Genomic DNA, 18,025 nt, shown 5'->3' with positions numbered 1-18,025 from the left:
AGAGCCGATGCGCCGCGAAGTCGGTCAGCAGGACGGTGCTGGGAACCGGCAGGCGGCCACGCCGCCTCAGGTGGCCGGCCGCCTGCGCGGCCAGGTGGAAGGTCGAGACGACCTCGGCCGGCGTCCGGCGGCGGATGAGCCCGCGCAGCCGGGCCGCGGCCAGGACCGTCAGCGGCGAGGTCGGCAGCGCCAGGTCCGACACGAAGAAGACCCGGTAGATCAGCGCGTACAGCCAGGGCGCGGAGCGCATCATCCAGCCGTACCACCCGCGCAGCGCCGCTCCGAGCCGGAACGGAAGCAGCCTCAGGACATCGACGATCTCCGCTTCGACGCCCTCGGCGGCGAGCCGCCTGGCCAGCTCCACCGCGACCGCGTCGTGCCCGGCTCCCATACCGGCGCTGACGATCAGCACAGTGCGTCGCGTTGGCATCACGACCCCCGTGACGCAGACTTGACACGGTGAACCGTGCCGCGCTGACCCTCGCCGGTCTGGCCGTTCTGCACGTGGGGCCCGCGGCGACCTGGCTGCCCTCCGTGCGCCGCCTGCTGCCCGGCCTCGCCGGGGTTGGCCTCGCCGACCACGTCGCGCTGACCTTCGACGACGGGCCCGACCCGCGATCCACACCGCGTTTCCTTGAGGAGCTGGAGCGGCTCGGCTGCCGGGCCACGTTCTTCGTCCTCGGCGAGATGCTCGAACGTCATCCCTCGCTGGGCCGCCGTATCGTCGCGGACGGCCATGAGATCGCGGTGCACGGCTGGTCGCACGAGAACGCCCTGCTGACCCGCCCCGGCCGGATGGCCGCCGAGATGGGCAGGGCGGCCGACCTGGTCACCGCCGTCACCGGCGTCGGCCCCGCATGGTACCGGCCGCCCTACGGCGTCCTCAGCGCCGAGACGCTGCTCGCCGCCAGGATGCGGGGGCTGCGGCCCGTCCTGTGGACCGCCTGGGGCAGGGACTGGACACGCTCGGCGAACCCGGCCTCCGTGCTGGCCACGCTGGCCCCCGGCGTGCGCGGCGGAGCGACGCTCCTGCTGCACGACTCCGACCACACCTCGGCCCCCGGCTCCTGGCGGTCGGGGCTCGGCGCCCTGCCCGAACTGGTGGCTCGCTGCCGCTCCGCGGGTCTGCGGATCGGACCGCTGCGGGAGCACGGCGTCTCCGGCGGCCGCGCGGTCCTTCATGACGTTCGTGAGATCACCGCTCCTCAGATCACCGCTCCTCAGATCACCGCTCCTCAAAAAAGCGCGCTGGAAAAACCGCACCGTGTTTTGTGACTTCTTTTACCCGGACCCGACCCGGATCACCTCCCGGCAAAGCATTCATCTTTTTTCCAAAAGCAGGGATATAACGCGATACTAAATATTTTCCCAGCTCCCACCGATAAAAACCAGTAGATCGTTCATCCGCGTTTATAACAGCCCGCCGGGGACAACCTCAATTTATGAATTGGAGGGGAGCCGATACGCGGGACGTCATGCTCAAAGCGCGCAGGGAGAACTTCCCGGTCGCTTCATGTTTACTGCCGCGTACCCGTCGCCGTCACCTCCTGGCGGTGTACGGCTTCGCGCGGGCCGTCGACGACATCGGGGACGAGGCGCAGACCGAGGATCCGCTCCGGCTGCTCGACACCGTCGACGACGACCTCGCCCGCCTGTACGCCGGGCGGGTGCCCCGCCTGCCGGTCGTCCGCGCTCTCGCGCGGACCGTCGAGACCTGCTCCGTCCCGGCCGAGCCCTTTCGCCGGCTGATCGAGGCCAACCGGCGCGACCAGACGGTCAGCCGATACGACACCTTCGACGACCTGCTCTCCTACTGCGAGCTGTCCGCGAACCCCGTCGGGCACATCGTGCTGCACGTGTTCGACATGGTCACTCCCTCGCACCTGGCCCTGTCCGACCGGGTGTGCACGGCGCTGCAGATCATCGAGCACTGCCAGGACATCGCGGAGGACTACGCCCGAGGCCGGGTCTACCTGCCGGGAGAGGATCTGCGCCGGTTCGGCTGCGGCGAGGACGATCTCGCCGAGACCACCGCCTCGGCGCGGCTGCGCGATGTCGTCGCGCTTCAGACGCGGCGGGCCGATCGGCTGCTCGACGAGGGAGACCGGCTCGCCCGATCGGCGACGGGGTTCGCCCGCCTCGCCATCGCGGGCTACGTCGCGGGCGGCCGGGCCACCACCGCGGCACTGGCCCGGGCCGGTCACGACGTGCTCGGCAGCGCCGTGCGCCCGCGCGGCACGCGGTTCCTGACGGCGTGGCTGCGGATCCTCACGAGCAGGGGGTACGACCGTGGACACCGCTGACGCCTACCGGCACTGCGAACAGATCGTCCGCGGTCAGGCTCGGAACTTCTCCTACGGACTCCGGCTGCTGCCGACTCCCAAGCGCCGCGCGCTCAGCGCCGTCTACGCGTTCGCCCGCCGGATCGACGACATCGCCGACGGGGACGGCCCCGACGGGCGGCGCCTGACCGATCTGGCCGGCGCGCGCGCCGCGCTCGGCAGGGCACGGCCCGACCCCGAGGACCCGGTGCTGGTCGCGCTGCACGACACCGCCCTCCGCTACCCACTGCCGCTCTCCGCGTTCGAGGAGTTGATCGACGGTTGCGCCGCGGACGTACGCGGGGAGACCTACGAGCACTTTGACGAACTGCTCTGCTACTGCCGATGCGTCGCCGGGTCGATCGGGCGGCTCTCCCTCGGGGTCTTCGGCACCGAGGACCCCAAAGGCAGCGGGGACGGCGAGAACGCGGCGGGAGTGGCGCAGCTGGCGGACGCGCTGGGAGTGGCCCTGCAGATCACGAACATCCTGCGGGACGTGCGCGAGGACCGGCTGGCCGGGCGGACCTACCTCCCCGCCGAGGACCTCAGGAGATTCGGCTGCACCCTGAACATCGACTCCTCCGGCAGGTTCACCGACCCTCCTGACCGGCTCACCGAGCTGATGCGGTTCGAGGCCGGCCGGGCGCGCGACTGGTTCGACGACGGCATGCGCCTGCTGACCGCGCTCGACGTGCGCAGCGCGGCGTGCACCGCGGCGATGGCCGGCATCTACCGGTGCCTGCTCGGCCGCATCGCCGCCGATCCCGCCGAGGCACTGGCCTCGCGGCTGTCACTGCCTCCGTGGCAGAAGGCGATGGTGGCGGCGCGAGCCCTGGCCGGGGCGGCCCGATGAGCCCCGCTCCGGTCGCGATCGTCGGCGGCGGGCTGGCGGGCATCGCCGCCGCCGTCGCGCTCGGGGAGGCCGGTCACCGCGTGACGTTGTACGAGGCCCGGCCGAGGCTGGGTGGCGCCACCTGCTCCTTCGTCAGGAACGGGCTGAGCGTCGACAACGGCCAGCACGTGTTCCTCCGCTGCTGCACGGCCTATCGCGGCCTGCTCGACCGGCTCGGCGTCGCCGGACGCGTACACCTGCAGGACCGGTTCGACGTGCGGGTGCTCACCCCGGCGGGGCGATGCGGGCGGCTGAGGCGCGGGGTGCTGCCCGGGCCGTTCCACCTGCTGCCCGCGCTGGCCGGATACCAGCTGCTCAAGCCCGCCGACCGGCTGCGCGCGATGCGGGTCTCACTCGCCCTTCGCCGCCTCGACCCGGCCGACCCCGCGCTGGACCTGACCGATCTCGGGAGCTGGCTGACCGCCCACGGGCAACGCGAGCGCGCACGACACGCCCTCTGGGAGCTGTTCGCGATGGCGGCCCTGAACGTCGGGGTCGAGGGCGCGGCCCTGGGACCCGCGGCGATGGTCTTCAAGACCGCGCTGCTCGGCCGGGCGGGAGCCGCCGACATCGGTGTTCCCGCCGTGCCCCTCGGCGAGCTGCACGGCACCGCGGCCCGGGCCGCCATCGAACGGCGCGGCGGTGCCGTACGCCTGTCGGCGAAGGTCACCGCCATCGAGCCGGACTCGGTGATCGTGGACGGCAGCCGGGTCGAGGCGTCCGCCGTCATCGTCGCCACGGCGCACGAGCAGGCCGCGGCCCTGGTCCCCGAAGAGGCCGCCCCCGGCAGAGAGCGCTGGCGCGGCCTGAACGCGAGCCCGATCGTCAACGTGCACGTCGTCTACGACCGGAGGGTCACCCGGGTGCCGTTCGCGGCGGTCGTGGACTCGCCCGTGCAGTGGGTGTTCGACAAGACCCGGGCCGCGGGACTGTGCGAAGGCCAGTACCTCGCGGTCTCGGTCTCCGCGGCGGACCGGTGGATCGACACGTCCACCGCGCGGGTGCGAGCCACGTTCGTACCCGCGCTTGAGCAGATCTTCCCGGGAGCGCGGCAGGCGCGAATCATCGACTTCTTCGTCACGAGAGAACGTCGCGCCACCTTCCGCCAGTGCCCCGGCAGTGGCGCGCTCCGCCCCGAGGCCGCCACCCGGTGGCCCGGACTGTTTCTCGCCGGCGCGTGGACCGACACGGGCTGGCCCGACACGATGGAGGCTGCCGTGCGCAGCGGACTCAACGCGACCTGTCTGGTCAGGCGTCATCTGAAGAGGGACTTCGCCCGGTGACGGCGGTCATCCCACCCTCGGTCACGGCCGCCCGCGAACTCGTGGAGCCGGTACTCCGGGACGCGGTGGCCCGGCTCGACCCGCTGACCTCGCGCGTCGCCGCCTACCATCTCGGCTGGGCCGACCCTGCGGGCCTGCCCGTCGCCTCCGGCGGCAAGGCGCTACGCCCCGCGCTGGCCATGCTGTCGGCGAGGGCGGCGGGGGGAAACGCGGAGCAGGGCCTGCCGGTCGCCGCCGCGGTGGAACTCGTGCACGCGTTCTCGCTGCTGCACGACGACATCATGGACGGCGACCGGATGCGTCGGCACCGGCCGGCCGCGTGGACCGTCTTCGGCTGCTCCGCGGCCATCCTCGCCGGCGACGCCCTGCTCTCGCTCGCGGCGGAGCTGCTGCTTGACGGAGACGGCCTCCCCTGCCTGCGGGCCGCACGGCACCTGGCCGTCGCCACCCGGGAGCTGATCGCCGGCCAAGCGCTCGACCTGGAGTTCGAACAGCTCGCCGAGGTGAGCCTGGCGGAGTGCCGGCGGATGTCCACGCAGAAGACCGGCTCCCTGCTGGCCTGTGCCTGCTCGATCGGTGCGACGGTGATGAACGGCCCCGCTCCGCTGATCGCCGGCCTGACGGCGTTCGGAACCCAGGCCGGCCTGGCCTTCCAGCTCGTCGACGACCTGCTGGGCATCTGGGGCAGCCCCGAGACGACCGGCAAGCCGGTCCTTTCCGACCTGCGTGCCCGCAAGAAGTCGCTGCCGATCGTCGCCGCGCTCACCAGCGACACACCGGCCGGCCGGCGGCTCGCCCGCCTGCTGGCCGCTCCTGAGCCGCTCTCCGAGTCCGACCTGCACGACGCCGCCCGGCTCGTGGAGGAGGCGGGCGGGCGGTCCTGGGCCGAGACCGAGGCCAAACACCGGCTCGACGTCGCCGAACACCATCTCGCCGGCGCGGACATGCCCCCGGACGTTCGCGCCGAATTCCTGGACATCGTCCGCTTCCTCACATCCAGGGGCCACTGACATGACCACCGCCGCCTCCACTCCCGCCGAGCTCACCCTCGACGCGGCATGCGACCACCTGCTCGGCCTCCAGTCGCCCGAGGGGTGGTGGAAGGGCGAGCTGCAGACGAACGTGACCATGGACGCCGAGGACCTGCTGCTCAGGGAGTTCCTCGGCATCCGTACCGAACAGGACACCGCCGCGGCGGCCCGATGGATCCGCTCCGAGCAGCGCGACGACGGGACCTGGGCCAACTTCCACGGCGGCCCCGGCGACCTGTCCACCACGATCGAGGCGTATGCCGCGCTACGGCTCGCCGGTGACCGGACCGATGCCCCTCACCTGCGAGCCGCGGCCCGGTTCGTCCGGGAATCCGGTGGGATCGAGGCCGGCCGGGTGTTCACCCGGATCTGGCTGGCGTTGTTCGGGCAGTGGCGATGGGAGGACCTCCCGGTGCTCCCCCCCGAGATGATGTTCCTGCCGCGCTGGTTCCCGCTCAACGTCTACGACTGGGCCTGCTGGGCCAGGCAGACGATCGTCCCGCTCACCATCGTGAGCGCGCACCGCCCGGTGCGACCGCTCCCGTTCGACCTGGCCGAGCTGCGCACCGGACGCCCCGCACCGCCGCACCCCCGCGGGCCGTTCGGCATGCTCGACCGCGCCCTGCACCGCTACCGGCGACGTCCCGTCCCCGGCCTGCGGCGGATCGCGCTGAGGCGGGCCGCCGAGTGGATCGTGGCCAGGCAGGAGGCGGACGGCTCCTGGGGCGGCATCCAGCCGCCGTGGGTGTACTCGCTGATCGCGCTGAGCCTGCACGGCTACCCCCTCGACCACCCGGTGATGAGGAAGGGCATCGAGGGGTTCGACAGGTTCACCATCCGGGACGAGAAAGGCCGCAGACTGGAGGCCTGCCAGTCCCCCGTGTGGGACACGGTGCTCGCGGTCAACGCTCTTCTCGACGCCGGCCTGCCCGCCGACCATCCCGCCCTCGTCGCCTCCTCCGGCTGGGTGCTCACCGAGGAGATCCGGGGCCCCGGCGACTGGTCCGTACGGCGCCCTTCGCTGGCACCCGGCGGCTGGGCCTTCGAATTCGACAACGACGGCTACCCGGACATCGACGACACGGCGGAGGCGATCCTCGCCCTGCGCCGGGTGCGTCACCCGGACGCCAGGCCGGCCATCGACCGCGGGGTGCGCTGGATCACGGGCATGGTGTCCCGCGACGGCGGCTTCGGGGCCTTCGACGCCGACAACACCCGGGAGATGGTGAAGAAGCTGCCGTTCTGCGACTTCGGCGCGGTCATCGACCCGCCGTCCGCCGACGTCACCGCCCACGTCGTCGAGGCGCTGGCGCAGGAGCGGCCGAACTCCCCCGTCGTGCGGCGTGCCGTCGTCTGGCTGCTGAGGGCGCAGGAGGCGGACGGATCGTGGTTCGGCCGCTGGGGGGCCAACCACGTCTACGGCACCGGCGCCGTGCTCCCCGCGCTCATCGCGGCAGGCGTACGCCCCGGCAGGCCGTGCGTACGGCGTGCCGTCGCCTGGTTGGAGAGGCACCAGAACGACGACGGCGGCTGGGGGGAGGACCTGCGCTCCTACACCGATCCCCGCTGGATCGGGCGCGGCCACTCCACGCCCTCGCAGACGGCGTGGGCCCTGATGGCGCTGCTCGCCGCCGGGGAGCGGTCACCGGCGGTGGAGCGGGGCGTGGAGTGGCTGGTCGGCCATCAGCGCCCGGACGGCGGCTGGGACGAGCCGTACTTCACCGGGACCGGCTTCCCCGGCGCCTTCTACATCAACTACCACCTCTACCGGCTCGTCTTCCCGATCAGCGCGCTGGGTCGTTACGTGCGCTCACGAGGGGTGTCCTCGCACCCCCACCCCGCCCTGAGGGACGAGGCGGTCGCCGTGGAGGCCGGGTGACCGGCCTGCTGATCTGCACCGCCCTGGCCGTCGAGGCGCGGGCCGTACGGAGCGGCCTCTCGGTCGAGGACGTGAAGGTGATCCGGACCGGGATGGGCCCGCGCCGCGCCGCGGGCGCGGCGGCTCGGCTCCCGTCCGCGGGCGCGCTGGCGGTGACCGGTTTCTGCGGGGCCCTCGACGAGGGCCTGCGCCCGGGTGACGTGCTGGTGGCGAGCGAGGTCCGCTTCGGGGGCCGGACGGTGCCCTGTCCCTCGGCATGGCCGCTGGCCGAAGAGCTGGCGCGGGCCGGCCTGTCCGCGCGTACCGGACCGCTGGTCACCTCCGATCACATCGTGACGGGGGCCGAACGCCGCGGGCTCGCCGCCGAGGGGGCGTCGGCCGTCGACATGGAGACCGGGCCGCTGGCGGGTGCGGTACCCGGCCTGCCGTTCGCCGCTCTGCGCGTCGTCGCCGACGTCGCCGGTGCCGCGCTGTCGCGGCCGGCCACGATACGCGGCGGCATCGTGGCATACCGCACACTGTGCCGGCTCGGTCCGTTCCTGGCGCGCTGGGCCGCCGCGATCTCAGCCGCTCTCCCCGAGGAGTCCGTCCCGTTCCATCACCCAAGGAGATGCAACCCAGATGCCGACACCGATCCGCCAGAGTCTTCGCATCGGCGGCTACATCCTCCGCCAGAGGCTTCGCGGGCGGGTGAAGTTCCCGCTTCTGGTGGAGCTTGAGCCCCTGTTCGCCTGCAATCTGAGCTGCGCGGGCTGCGGAAAGATCCAGCACCCCGCCGACGTGCTGAAACAGCGCATGCCGGTGGAGCAGGCCCTGGCCGCCATCGAGGAGTGCGGCGCGCCCATGGTCTCGATCGCGGGCGGGGAACCGCTCATGCACCCGCAGATAGGGGAGCTGGTCAGGGAGCTGGTCGCCAGGAAGAAGTACGTGTTCCTGTGCACCAACGCGCTACTGATCCCCAGGAAGATCGACCAGTTCAAGCCCTCGCGGTACTTCGCGTGGACGATCCACCTGGACGGCATGCGCGAGCGCCACGACGAGTCGGTGTGCAAGGAGGGCGTGTTCGACGAGGCGGTCGCCGCGATCAGGGAGTGCCGGCGCCGTGGTTTCCGGGTCACCACGAACACGACGTTCTTCAACACCGACAGCCCGCAGACGGTCATCGACGTGCTCAACTATCTCAACGACGATCTCCGCGTCGACGAGATGATGATCTCTCCCGGGTACGCGTACGAGAAGGCGCCCGACCAGGAGCACTTCCTCGGCGTGCGGGAGACCCGGGAGCTGTTCCGCAAGGCGTTCTCCGACGGGAACCGGCGGAGGTGGAGGTTCAACCACACACCGCTCTTCCTCGACTTCCTCGAAGGGAAGATCGACTTCCCGTGCACGGCGTGGGCCATCCCCTCGTACTCGCTCTTCGGCTGGCAGCGCCCCTGCTACCTCATGTCCGACGGCTACGCGGCCACCTACCGGGAGCTGGTCACCGAGACCGACTGGGACGCCTACGGCCGGGGGCGCGACGACCGGTGCGCCAACTGCATGGCCCACTGCGGATACGAGCCGACCGCCGTCTTCGCCACGCTCACCTCCCTCAAGGAGTCGCTCCGGGCTCTGGGCGGCGGCTAAGCTCCGGCTGTCTTCCGAACACCCCGGCGAGGGCGCGGAAGGGGCCGGGCGCCACGCCCTTCAGCCTGGCCGGCAGCCGCAGCCAGCCCGGGACGTACGACTCGGGCCGGCCACGCTCGACGGCGGAGACGATCGCCCGGGCGACCTGTTCCGCGGGGATCGGCGCGGGCCACCGCCGTGTGTAGGGGGCGCCGCGCCGCTCGAAGAACGGGGTCTCCACCACGCCGGGCAGCACGACGGACACGCCGATCCCGCGCAGCTCGTACCGCAGGCTCTCGGCGAAGCAGAGCAGGCCCGCCTTGGTGGCGGCGTACACCGCCTCGTCCCGCACACCGATCGCTCCGGCGATCGAGGCCACGAAGACGAGGTGTCCCCGGCCGCGCTCGATCATGGCGGGCAGCAGCGCCCGGGTCAGCAGGATGGGAGCGGTCAGGTTCCCCGCGACCAGGCGCTCGACGGTCTCGTCCGGCATCGTGGTGAACGGTCCCGCCCACCCGCACCCGGCGTTGCCGACCAGCACGTCGACCGGCCCCGCGTGCCCGGCCAGGCTCGCGAGGTCCGTCGTGAGGTCGCCGGCGAGTGCCTGGCCGCCGGTCTCCGCGGCGACGGCCTCAAGCCTGTCCCGATCGCGCCCCGACAGGACGAGGCGGGCCCCCACGCCCGCCATCGCCCGCGCGGTCGCGGCCCCTATGCCGGACGACGCACCGGTGATCAGCACGCGAGCGCCCGCGAGTCTCATCTCGATCCTCCGGTGTACGGATGTCAGGGTCTCCTCGGGAGAGCACCCCCGAGGTGGTTTCCCATGGTGCTCCCGTCCGTCCCGCGTCTCGGGGAGGGGAGGGCATTCGGGGCCGTGTTTTACCGTACGGATTCGGTCAGGTGAGGAGGGTGTCTCCGATCCAGCCGCCCGGGGAGCAGCCGGGCGGGACGGCGAAGACCGCCGAGCCGATCGGGGTCGTCCACTCGTTGAGCAGATCGGCCTCGTCCAGCCTGCGCTGGATGGGGATGAACTGCCGGGCGATGTCGGCCTGGTAGGAGGCGAACAGCAGCCCGGAGTCGGCGTGCCCGTCCGGGGTGAGCCCCTCGTCGTAGTTGTAGACCCGGCGCAGGATCCGCATTCCCGGATCGGCGACGTGGGCACGGCGGATGTGCGCCTGCTCGGAGATGACCGGGAAACCGATCGCGTTGAGCTTGGTGAAGTCCGCCATGTCGTGCTCGTCGCGCCCGGTGAGCGGGGCGCCGTTGTCCAGGCGGCGGCCCACGGTGAACTCCTTGGCGACCCGGTCGACGGCATCCCAGGTCTCCATCTCCGCCCGGATGCGCCGCAGCACCAGCGTGGTGCCGCCGCGCAGCCACGACGGCCCCTCGCTCACCCACACGGCCCGGTCGAACTCAGGCGTGCCGGGCTTGAGGTTGACGGTCCCGTCGAGCTGGCCCATGACGTTGCGCTGGGTCTCCCCGGCCGCGTGGGTGCCCGCGGCACGCCGGAAGCCCCGCTGGGTCCAGCGCACCTTGGCGAAGGAGCGGGCGTCCTTGACGACCATGCGCAGGGCGTGGGCGAGGGCGAGGGCGTCGTCGGCGCAGATCTGCAGCAGCAGGTCCCCGCCGCTCCACTCCTTTTTGAGCCTGTCGACGGTGAAGGCGGGCAGCGGCTCCACGGTCTTCGGCCGGCGGTCGGCCAACCCGGCCGCCGCGAAGAGGCCGGGGCCGAATCCGAAGGTCACGGTCAGCCTGGCGGGCAGCAGGGCCAGCTCGGGCTCGGTGTCGGCCAGGGCGGGCCTGCCCTGGGTCAGCCGCCGGGCGTCGTCGGTGAGCAGCCGCATCATCCGCACCAGCGCCTCGCGATCGGTGCCCGGCAGCAGGTCAAGGCCGACGAACACCCCGTAGGTCTGCGGCATGGTCGCGATCCCCGCCTGGTGGACCCCGTCGAAGGGTTCCGTCGCGGAACCACCGGTGACGGGGACGGCCGGAGCGGTCCGGGGAGCGGCCGGGGGAACAGCCTGGTCGGGAGCGCACGCGGCGAGGGCACCGGCCGCGGTGACGGCGCCCCCCGCGAGCAGTCCCCTACGGCTGATTCGGGGGTTCTGCATGAGTTCTACTCCATCTTCCCGATCAGCCGTGGCTCTCGCCCATGTCCATGCCCTTGTGGCCCTCCGGGTCCATGCCCTTGTGGCCCTCCGAGTCCGTGCCGGGCTGGTAGTTCTCCTGGCCTCCGGCGAAGTCCTTGCCGACCGCGGTGAACTCCAGGGTCTTGCCGTCCTTGAGACTGAGGGTGAAGGGGATCTCCGCACCGGGCTTCACCGCTTCGGTGACGCCCATCAGCATGATGTGGTCACCGCCGGGCTGGAGCCGATGGGTTCCCCCCGGCGGAATCACGATCCCACCCTCCTTGGGCCGCATGATCATCTTTCCCGCGGAGTCGACGACCTCGTGCAGCTCCACCTTCGGCGACAGCGGCGAGGCGGCGGAGACGACCGTCACCTCGGCGTCCGTGTTGTTGACCAGGGTGCCGAAGGCGGCGCTCATCCCTTTCCCGGCGGTCTTCACCCACGGGTCGGTGATCGTCAACGCGGGAGCGGCGACGGGTGCCCCGGAACCCGGGACCGCAGCCGGGACCGCCGCCGGAGCGGTGGTGTCCTGGGAGCCGCACCCGCCCAGGGCCACCACGGCCGCGATCAGGATTCCGGCAGGGGCGATACGACGAACGGACATGTTGCTGCCTTTCTTCTGGCCGGCCGACCGGCAGGCCGCGGCCGAACGCCGCTCGATGGCCATGCCGGACAGGCAGCCTGGACTGTCACACTGGTTCGGTCCGCCGAGCAGCCGGACGGCGGCATCGGCGCAGGCCCGCGCGTGCGGGCTCGGGAACGGGTGATTCCCCGGGTGACCTGGGTGGTCAGCCGGAGATGGCGGTGACGGTCCGGGGAGGGCCACGCCGGCTGAGAACGTGGCGCAGCACGGCGGAGCGGAGGGCGCCCGGCTCGACCGCGGGTGGGGTGAGGAAGGACACGTACGCCGGGGTCACGAGCACGACGAGCACGCGGCCCAGCCGTGCGCCGAGCCGTCGTAGCAGCGCCCAGAGTGCCGCCTCGCCACGCGCCAGCCAGAGCGCGGTCAGACCGGCGGCCCACCCGTGCGTCACCAGCATGCCCAGTCCCGGCAGCAGCCCCGTGTGGGCATGCCCGATCATCTCGACGGGTGATGCGGTGTGCGCGAGGGAGAACAGCACGTGCACACCGGCCTGCACGCTCGCCAGCAGCGGCAGGATCACCGCCAGCGTACGTTCGCGCCCCGAGGTGGCGAGGGCCGCGCCGAAGGCGAGGGCCAGGGCGGCGGCCGCGCTCGGCGCGGAGACCGAGCCTCCCGCGAGGACGTGTGCCATCACGCTCAGCCCCAGGCAGACCGCGGCGAAGGCGGCGGCGCGGGCGATGCGGAAGGGCCAGGTCGCGGGCATGATGTGCTAATCCTCCCACGCCACCCCGGCGGTGCGCGGTTCGGAGGCCCGCCGGAGGGCTCGCACCTCCCGTCCCGGCCCGCCTGATCCCGCCTCGAACCGCGACGCGCGCCAGGACGACAGGTGTCCGGGACCTCGGGACGTCCGGAACCACGGGACGTCCAGGACCACAGGACGTCCAGGACGTCCAGAACCTCGGGACGTCCGGAACCACAACCGTTGTACTCACGAGTAACTAAGTAGCCGCACTCAGGCCCGCGAGACGGCTTCTCTGGACGATGGACGCATGACACGACCGGTGAAGAACACCACGACCCCCGCTTTCTACCTGCAGGCCGTCATCTCGTTCGGGCTGTCGGTGACGGCCATGGTGATCGGTATCGCCTACCTGCCCGTGACCACCTGGGTCCGGTCCTTCATAGGCATCGGGCTGCTCTACGTGGTGACGTCGACGTTCACTCTCGCCAAGTGCGTCCGGGACCGCAGCGAGGAGGCCACGGTCGTCAGCCGCGTCGACCAGGCCAGGCTGGACAAGCTGCTGGCGGAGCACGACCCCTTCAGAAACGACTGACCGCCGGGCGACTTCGAGGCCCCTCGATCGCGTGGCCTCAGGGCGCCGGAGACTCGCGGATCTCGGCCAGCGAGATCCGCATGGCGTCGGCGGCGCGGGTGAGCCAGTCGGAGATGGCGGCCAGTTCGTCCGGGCGGTAGCTCTCGAAGAGCTCGACGAGCCGCCGATAGGCGGGTTCGTACGCCGCCACGATGCGGGTGGCCGGGTCCCCCTCCGGGACGATCCGGATGCGACGGCGGTCGTGGGGGTCGGGAACGCGCCGGGCGTAGCCCGCGCTCTCCAGGCGGTTGACCACCCCGGTGACGGCTCCGGTGGTGATACCGGCCAGTTCGGCGAGGCGCCCCGCGGTGAGCGCCTCCTCCTTCGCGCCGAGAATGAAGCCGAGACATGTCAGGTCCGTGACGTTGATGCCGAGGCGCTCGGCGAGCGTGTGCTGCCCGACCATGCTCAACGCGACCAGCCGATCCATCCGGGTCAGGACATCCAGCGGCGAGGCCCCGGGGTTGGACTTGCTTTCCATCGCACATTCTCCTTAGCCTGCAAGAAGTTTAGCTCGTGAGATAAATGGTACGAGCAGATCCAACCTAGCCGCCCGCCATCCGGCGCCCCACCACGGCCCATGGAAACGGCGCTCCACCACGGCCCATGGAAACGGCGCTCCAGCCGGAGGAGACAGCGTGGGGAACAGCCCGCCGCGCCTCGCGGGAGACGTACCCGCAGAAGTCCTGAGGCGCATGTCGTCCATCGCGATCGGCGTGCTCAGGATGATCGGAGCCGAGCGCCGCCGTCGAATCCGCACCGTCCGCCGACCTGGCGGTGCCGGTACGGTGAAGAGATGATCAGGCGCTGCCTGATCGGCGTGAGCCTCGTCGCGGGCCTCACCATGGGCCTCACCATGGGCCTCACCATGGGCCTCGCCGCGAACCTCGTCGTGGGCCTCGCCATGGGCCTCGCCGCGAACCTCGTCGTGGGCCTCGCCATGGGCCTGGAGCCGGCCCGGCACGGGCGGTCGTCCCCGCCATAGGTGTGTCCAGACGCGTTCCACTCTCTCACCTTGGGAACGCATAACCCCCTTGAGGTGTTTCACGGCTGATCCCAGTGCTCGTGGGAGCCATGGTCACCCCCGCCGATCTGGACGACCACCCCATCCACCCGGCCCTGCGACACCGTATCGACGCAGGGCTCCAGAACAGGGGTCCATACCTGGAGTGACGCCCCACCCGTATCCGCCGGGAGGCGGATTTCAGCGCGGAGCGCCTCCCGGCGAGGTCAGGAGGGCAGGCGCCGGACTCGCTCCGAGGACGGGTCGTAAAGGGGCTCCGCGGTGACGACGGCGCCCACCCAGGTGCCGGTGACGCCGACCTCGACGTGGTCACCCGGGGCGGTGCCCTCGGGCAGGTAGGCGTAGGCGATCGAGCGGTCGACGCGGTGCCCGTACCCGCCGCTGGTCACCCGCGAGGCGGGCAGGCCGCCGGAGCGGACCGGCTCGCCGCCGAGGCAGACCTGACGGGGGTCGTCCAGGACCAGGCAGAACAGGCGCCGCGCGGGCGCTCCGGCACCCGTACCCTGCGTGCCCTGTACGTCCAGCGTGCTTCGTGGGTCCAGCGCGCCCTGTACGTCCAGCGCGTCCGGTGCGCTTGACACCCCCTGCCCGTCCCGCACCGGGCGCACCGGTGCGGGACGGTCGTCGGCGGGGTGGCGTGCGGCGTCGAGCGCGGCGCGGCCAAGGAAGTCCTTGTCGCGGGCGACCGCGAAGCCCAGACCGGCCTCGTACGGGGTGGTCTCCGGGGTGAGGTCCAGGCCCCAGGCGCGGTAGCCCTTCTCCAGGCGCATCGAGTCGATCGCGCGGTAGCCGGCCGGGCGCATGCCATGCGGCGTTCCCGCCTCCATCAGCGTGTCCCAGAGCGTCAGCCCGTACTCCGAAGGGCAGTACAGCTCCCAGCCGAACTCGCCCACGAACGTCACCCGCTGAGCCAGCACCGGGACGTTTCCGACGCTGATCTCCCTGGCCCCCAGGTAGCCGAAGGTCAGGTCGTCGCCGGAGACGGAGCCGAGGATGTCGAGCGCTCGTGGGCCCCACAAGCAGTAGCAGGCATGTGCCGAGGTGACGTCACGGACGTCGAGGCCCCGGCCACGGAGCCAGGCGGCGTCGTGGACGCCGAAGGCGGTGCCGGTGACCAGCCGGAAGCGGTCGTCGGCCAGGCGGGTGACGGTCAGGTCGGCCTCGACGCCGCCGCGCGCGTTGAGGAGCTGGGTGTAGACGATCGAGCCCACCGGCCTGTCGAGCTGCCCGGCGCACGCCCGCTGCAGCCCTTCCAGTGCCCCGGGTCCCGCCACCTCCAGCTTGGAGAACGAGGTCTGGTCGAACAGGCCCGCGGCGTCGCGGGTGGCCAGGCACTCCTCACGGACGGCCGGTGACCAGATCCTGCCCGCCCACCCGCCGGGGCGGAGACCCTGGCCGCTCGCACCGGAACCCCGGCCGTTCTCACCGGAACCCCGGCCGTTCGCGTCGGTACCCCGGCTGTCCAGGGGAGGATCCCGGTCGGGCTCCGCGTCCGGGCGGGCGTTGGACTCGAACCAGTTCACCCGCTCCCAGCCGGCCTTCTCACCGAACACCGCCCCGAGCTCGACGTGCCGTACCCAGGCGGGAGAGCGGCGGAGCGGTCTGGCGGCGGAGCGCTCCTCGCCCGGGTAGACGATGTCGTAGTACTTCGAATAGGAGTCCAGGGCCTTGGCACGGTTCCACGACGCGGAACGGGCGTGGGCCCCGAAGCGTCGCAGGTCCATGCCGAACACGTCGTACTCGGGCGAGCCGTCCACGATCCACTCGGCCATGACCTTGCCCACGCCGCCCGCCGCGGCCAGGCCGTGGACGCAGAACCCGGCCGCCGTCCACAGCCCGCGGACCGGGGTCTCGCCGAGAAGGAACTCGCCGTCGGGGGTGAACGCCTCGGGGCCGTGGACGACCTTCGTGATCTCAGTACGGGCCAGGGCGGGGACCCGCCGCACCGCCGACCCCCACGATTCCTGAAATTTCGGCATATCAGGGGGAAAGACGGTTCGAGGCTCCTCAAGCGGGGCAGCCGTGTCCCAGATCTCCGGGTTTCGGATATACCCGCCGACCAGAATCCCACCACTTTCTTCCCGGAAATAGACAATGTTATCCGGATCCCGCACCGTGGGCATGGAGGAAGGAACCCCGAAAGGCTCGGTGACCACATATTGGTGTTTGATCGGCACCACCGGGATGTCCACACCGGCCAGCCGCCCGACCCGCCCGCTGGCCGCACCCGCCGCGACGACCACGGTCTCCGCCAGGACCGACCACTCCTCGAAGTCCTCCGCACCCTCCGCGCCCTCCGCACCCGAAGCGAGCCGTACACCGGTGATCGCCCCGCCTGCCACGTCGAGCCCCACCACGCGGGTCCCGGTGAGAATCCGCACGCCCAGCTTCCGCGCCCCGGCCGCCAGCGCCCTGGCCAGCAGCGCCGGGTCCAGCCAGCCGTCCCCGGGCAGCCAGAGCGCGGCCCGCACGTCGTCGGCGTCGAGCAGCGGGAACATCTCCCCGGCCTCGGCACCGGAGAGCACCTCCAGACCCAGCCCGTAGGTCTCCCCGGCCCCGGCCAGGCGCAGGGACTCCTCCACCCGCTCGGGCGTGGTCGCCAGGCGGAGACCGCCGACCCCGTGCCATCCCGGGTCCAGGCCGGTGAGCTCCGCCAGTTCGGGATAGAGACCGGCCGAATACATGATCATTTTGGTCTGGGTGACGGTGGAGCGGAGCTGGCCCACGAACCCGGCCGAGTGCCAGGTGGTCCCCTCGGTGAGCTCGTGTCGTTCGACGAGTATCACCTCGGTCCAGCCAAGTCTTGCCAGATGATAGGCCACGCTGCACCCGGCCACCCCGCCACCGATCACAACGGCCCGCGCAGAGCTGGGAAGTTTCAAAGTCCGCAACCCCTCTGTAACACCTCGTCCGCAGAATCGGATCAATGGTCTGAAGGTAGGCCAAAGGAGAGCGGCATGCCAGATCCTCTGGGGGACGTCCGCAAATGGGCCGGACAACCCGTGACCGAGACACCGATCAAGGGTGGGCTCAGCCATCGGATCGCCAGGCTGGACACCGCCGACGGGCAGCGCTGGCTGCTGCGGGTGCTCGATCCCCGGGTGTCGGCCGCCGGCCTGGGCATACCGCTCGACCAGGAGATCGCCAACACCGTCCACGCGGCGGACGCAGGGGTCGGCCCCAGAGTGCTGTATCGGCTGCCCGGCGCGCTGGTGCTGGAGTATCTCGACGGCGTCACCCTGGACGCGCACACCGTACGGACGCTCCCCGGCCCCATCGCGGCGGCCTGCCGCCGGCTGCACGCCGGGCCCCGATTCGTCAACGACTTCTCCGTCTTCCGCAAGCTCGACGAGTTCCTCGCCCTCTGCCGTACCCACGAACTGAGCACACCCGACGGCTACCAGGACCGTCTTGTCACAGTGGCGGAGATCGAGCGGGCGCTGGCCGCCGATCCGCTGCCCAAGGTGCCGTGCCACAACGACCTGCTGCCGGAGAACTTCATCCGCTGCGGCACCGAGGTCAGGATCGTCGACTACCAGCTCTCCGGGAACAACGACCCGGCCTTCGAGCTGGGCGACATCGCCGCCGAGGCGGACTACGACCCGGACCTGACCACTCGGCTGGCCCGCGCCTACTTCGGCACCGACGACCGGCGGCTCGCCTCCAGGGTCCGGCTCAACCTGATCATGTCCAATCTCACCTGGACACTCTGGTTCGCCGTGCACCACGGGCTGCTGAAGGAGCGGGCCGCCGACGCCGACTTCGACTACGAGGCCGAGGCTGCCGACAAGTTCTCACAGGCCGTACGAGACCTGGACGACCCGGCGTTCGGGCGGCTCGTCGATGACGTCCGGGGCGCGAGCACCGGATTTTCACCCCCCGCACCACCACGCTAGGAGGCTTGA

At 71.5% G+C, this 18,025-nt stretch carries 18 protein-coding genes and 1 pseudogene; 12 read left to right on the top strand and 7 right to left on the bottom strand.

Annotated features, from left to right (window positions below; all coding sequences use genetic code 11):
• Position 1 precedes the first annotated feature (1 nt).
• Positions 2-391: pseudogene (locus tag OG884_RS20475) on the bottom strand (MGDG synthase family glycosyltransferase); the annotation flags it as partial.
• Between the two features lie 68 nt (positions 392-459).
• On the opposite strand from OG884_RS20475, the gene OG884_RS20470 reads away from it, so the two are divergent.
• The 8 genes from OG884_RS20470 (at position 460) to hpnH (ending at position 9,032) form a co-directional block, all read left to right on the top strand.
• Complete coding sequence (locus OG884_RS20470; protein WP_326635207.1) at positions 460-1,275, top strand: polysaccharide deacetylase family protein; 816 nt, start codon at positions 460-462, stop codon at positions 1,273-1,275.
• 167 nt (positions 1,276-1,442) lie between these two features.
• Positions 1,443-2,303: a squalene synthase HpnC gene (hpnC, locus tag OG884_RS20465; protein WP_326635205.1), complete on the top strand. Its 861-nt coding sequence runs from the start codon at positions 1,443-1,445 to the stop codon at positions 2,301-2,303.
• A complete protein-coding gene (gene hpnD / locus OG884_RS20460) occupies positions 2,290-3,174 on the top strand; it encodes a presqualene diphosphate synthase HpnD (RefSeq protein ID WP_326635203.1) in 885 nt (294 codons plus the stop codon). Before hpnC ends, hpnD begins: the two co-directional genes overlap by 14 nt.
• Positions 3,171-4,496: a hydroxysqualene dehydroxylase HpnE gene (gene hpnE, locus OG884_RS20455; protein ID WP_326635201.1), complete on the top strand. Its 1,326-nt coding sequence runs from the start codon at positions 3,171-3,173 to the stop codon at positions 4,494-4,496. Before hpnD ends, hpnE begins: the two co-directional genes overlap by 4 nt.
• Positions 4,493-5,506 (top strand): polyprenyl synthetase family protein, encoded by a 1,014-nt coding sequence (locus OG884_RS20450; RefSeq protein WP_326635199.1) that lies wholly within the window; start codon positions 4,493-4,495, stop codon positions 5,504-5,506. The genes hpnE and OG884_RS20450 overlap by 4 nt, the downstream gene beginning before the upstream one ends.
• A 1-nt stretch (position 5,507) precedes the next feature.
• On the top strand, positions 5,508-7,406 hold the full coding sequence (gene shc, locus OG884_RS20445) for a squalene--hopene cyclase (protein WP_326635196.1): 1,899 nt from the start codon (positions 5,508-5,510) through the stop codon (positions 7,404-7,406).
• Positions 7,403-8,125 (top strand): phosphorylase family protein, encoded by a 723-nt coding sequence (locus tag OG884_RS20440; RefSeq protein WP_326635194.1) that lies wholly within the window; start codon positions 7,403-7,405, stop codon positions 8,123-8,125. Before shc ends, OG884_RS20440 begins: the two co-directional genes overlap by 4 nt.
• Positions 8,028-9,032, top strand: coding sequence for an adenosyl-hopene transferase HpnH (hpnH, locus tag OG884_RS20435; protein WP_326635192.1), 1,005 nt, complete (start codon positions 8,028-8,030; stop codon positions 9,030-9,032). The genes OG884_RS20440 and hpnH overlap by 98 nt, the downstream gene beginning before the upstream one ends.
• Here the strand turns inward: hpnH and OG884_RS20430 are convergent.
• From OG884_RS20430 to OG884_RS20420, 3 genes are all read right to left on the bottom strand, one after another.
• Positions 8,998-9,771, bottom strand: a complete 774-nt coding sequence (locus tag OG884_RS20430) for an SDR family NAD(P)-dependent oxidoreductase (protein ID WP_326635190.1) — start codon at positions 9,769-9,771, stop codon at positions 8,998-9,000. The two genes, hpnH and OG884_RS20430, sit on opposite strands and share 35 nt — an antisense overlap.
• A gap of 136 nt (positions 9,772-9,907) precedes the next feature.
• A complete protein-coding gene (locus OG884_RS20425; protein WP_326635188.1) occupies positions 9,908-11,122 on the bottom strand; it encodes a Dyp-type peroxidase in 1,215 nt (404 codons plus the stop codon).
• Between the two features lie 22 nt (positions 11,123-11,144).
• The gene (locus tag OG884_RS20420) at positions 11,145-11,744 is read right to left on the bottom strand and encodes a copper chaperone PCu(A)C (protein WP_326635187.1); all 600 of its coding nucleotides are present in this window, start codon (positions 11,742-11,744) and stop codon (positions 11,145-11,147) included.
• Between OG884_RS20420 and OG884_RS20415 the strand changes: the two genes are divergently transcribed.
• Entirely contained in the window at positions 11,743-11,907 is a 165-nt protein-coding gene (locus OG884_RS20415) for a hypothetical protein (protein WP_326635185.1), read from the top strand. The two genes, OG884_RS20420 and OG884_RS20415, sit on opposite strands and share 2 nt — an antisense overlap.
• Positions 11,908-11,928: 21 nt before the next feature.
• Here OG884_RS20415 and OG884_RS20410 read toward each other — a convergent pair whose 3' ends face one another.
• Complete coding sequence (locus tag OG884_RS20410) at positions 11,929-12,486, bottom strand: MFS transporter (protein ID WP_326635183.1); 558 nt, start codon at positions 12,484-12,486, stop codon at positions 11,929-11,931.
• A gap of 286 nt (positions 12,487-12,772) precedes the next feature.
• Between OG884_RS20410 and OG884_RS20405 the strand changes: the two genes are divergently transcribed.
• The gene (locus tag OG884_RS20405; protein ID WP_326635182.1) at positions 12,773-13,057 is read left to right on the top strand and encodes a YiaA/YiaB family inner membrane protein; all 285 of its coding nucleotides are present in this window, start codon (positions 12,773-12,775) and stop codon (positions 13,055-13,057) included.
• 37 nt (positions 13,058-13,094) lie between these two features.
• Here OG884_RS20405 and OG884_RS20400 read toward each other — a convergent pair whose 3' ends face one another.
• Positions 13,095-13,577, bottom strand: coding sequence for a MarR family winged helix-turn-helix transcriptional regulator (locus OG884_RS20400; RefSeq protein ID WP_326635180.1), 483 nt, complete (start codon positions 13,575-13,577; stop codon positions 13,095-13,097).
• Between the two features lie 315 nt (positions 13,578-13,892).
• Between OG884_RS20400 and OG884_RS20395 the strand changes: the two genes are divergently transcribed.
• Positions 13,893-14,081, top strand: coding sequence for a hypothetical protein (locus OG884_RS20395; protein ID WP_326635178.1), 189 nt, complete (start codon positions 13,893-13,895; stop codon positions 14,079-14,081).
• 245 nt (positions 14,082-14,326) lie between these two features.
• Here the strand turns inward: OG884_RS20395 and OG884_RS20390 are convergent, their stop codons facing one another.
• The gene (locus OG884_RS20390; protein WP_326635176.1) at positions 14,327-17,158 is read right to left on the bottom strand and encodes a GcvT family protein; all 2,832 of its coding nucleotides are present in this window, start codon (positions 17,156-17,158) and stop codon (positions 14,327-14,329) included.
• On the opposite strand from OG884_RS20390, the gene OG884_RS20385 reads away from it, so the two are divergent.
• Positions 17,078-18,016: a phosphotransferase gene (locus tag OG884_RS20385; protein WP_326635174.1), complete on the top strand. Its 939-nt coding sequence runs from the start codon at positions 17,078-17,080 to the stop codon at positions 18,014-18,016. The two genes, OG884_RS20390 and OG884_RS20385, sit on opposite strands and share 81 nt — an antisense overlap.
• Positions 18,017-18,025: the final 9 nt, after the last annotated feature.

The sequence above is a fragment of the Streptosporangium sp. NBC_01755 genome, assembly GCF_035917995.1.
Classification (GTDB): Bacteria; Actinomycetota; Actinomycetes; order Streptosporangiales; family Streptosporangiaceae; genus Streptosporangium.
Note: the sequence above shows the minus strand (reverse complement) of the source record. Positions and strands in the feature narration are given on the sequence as shown.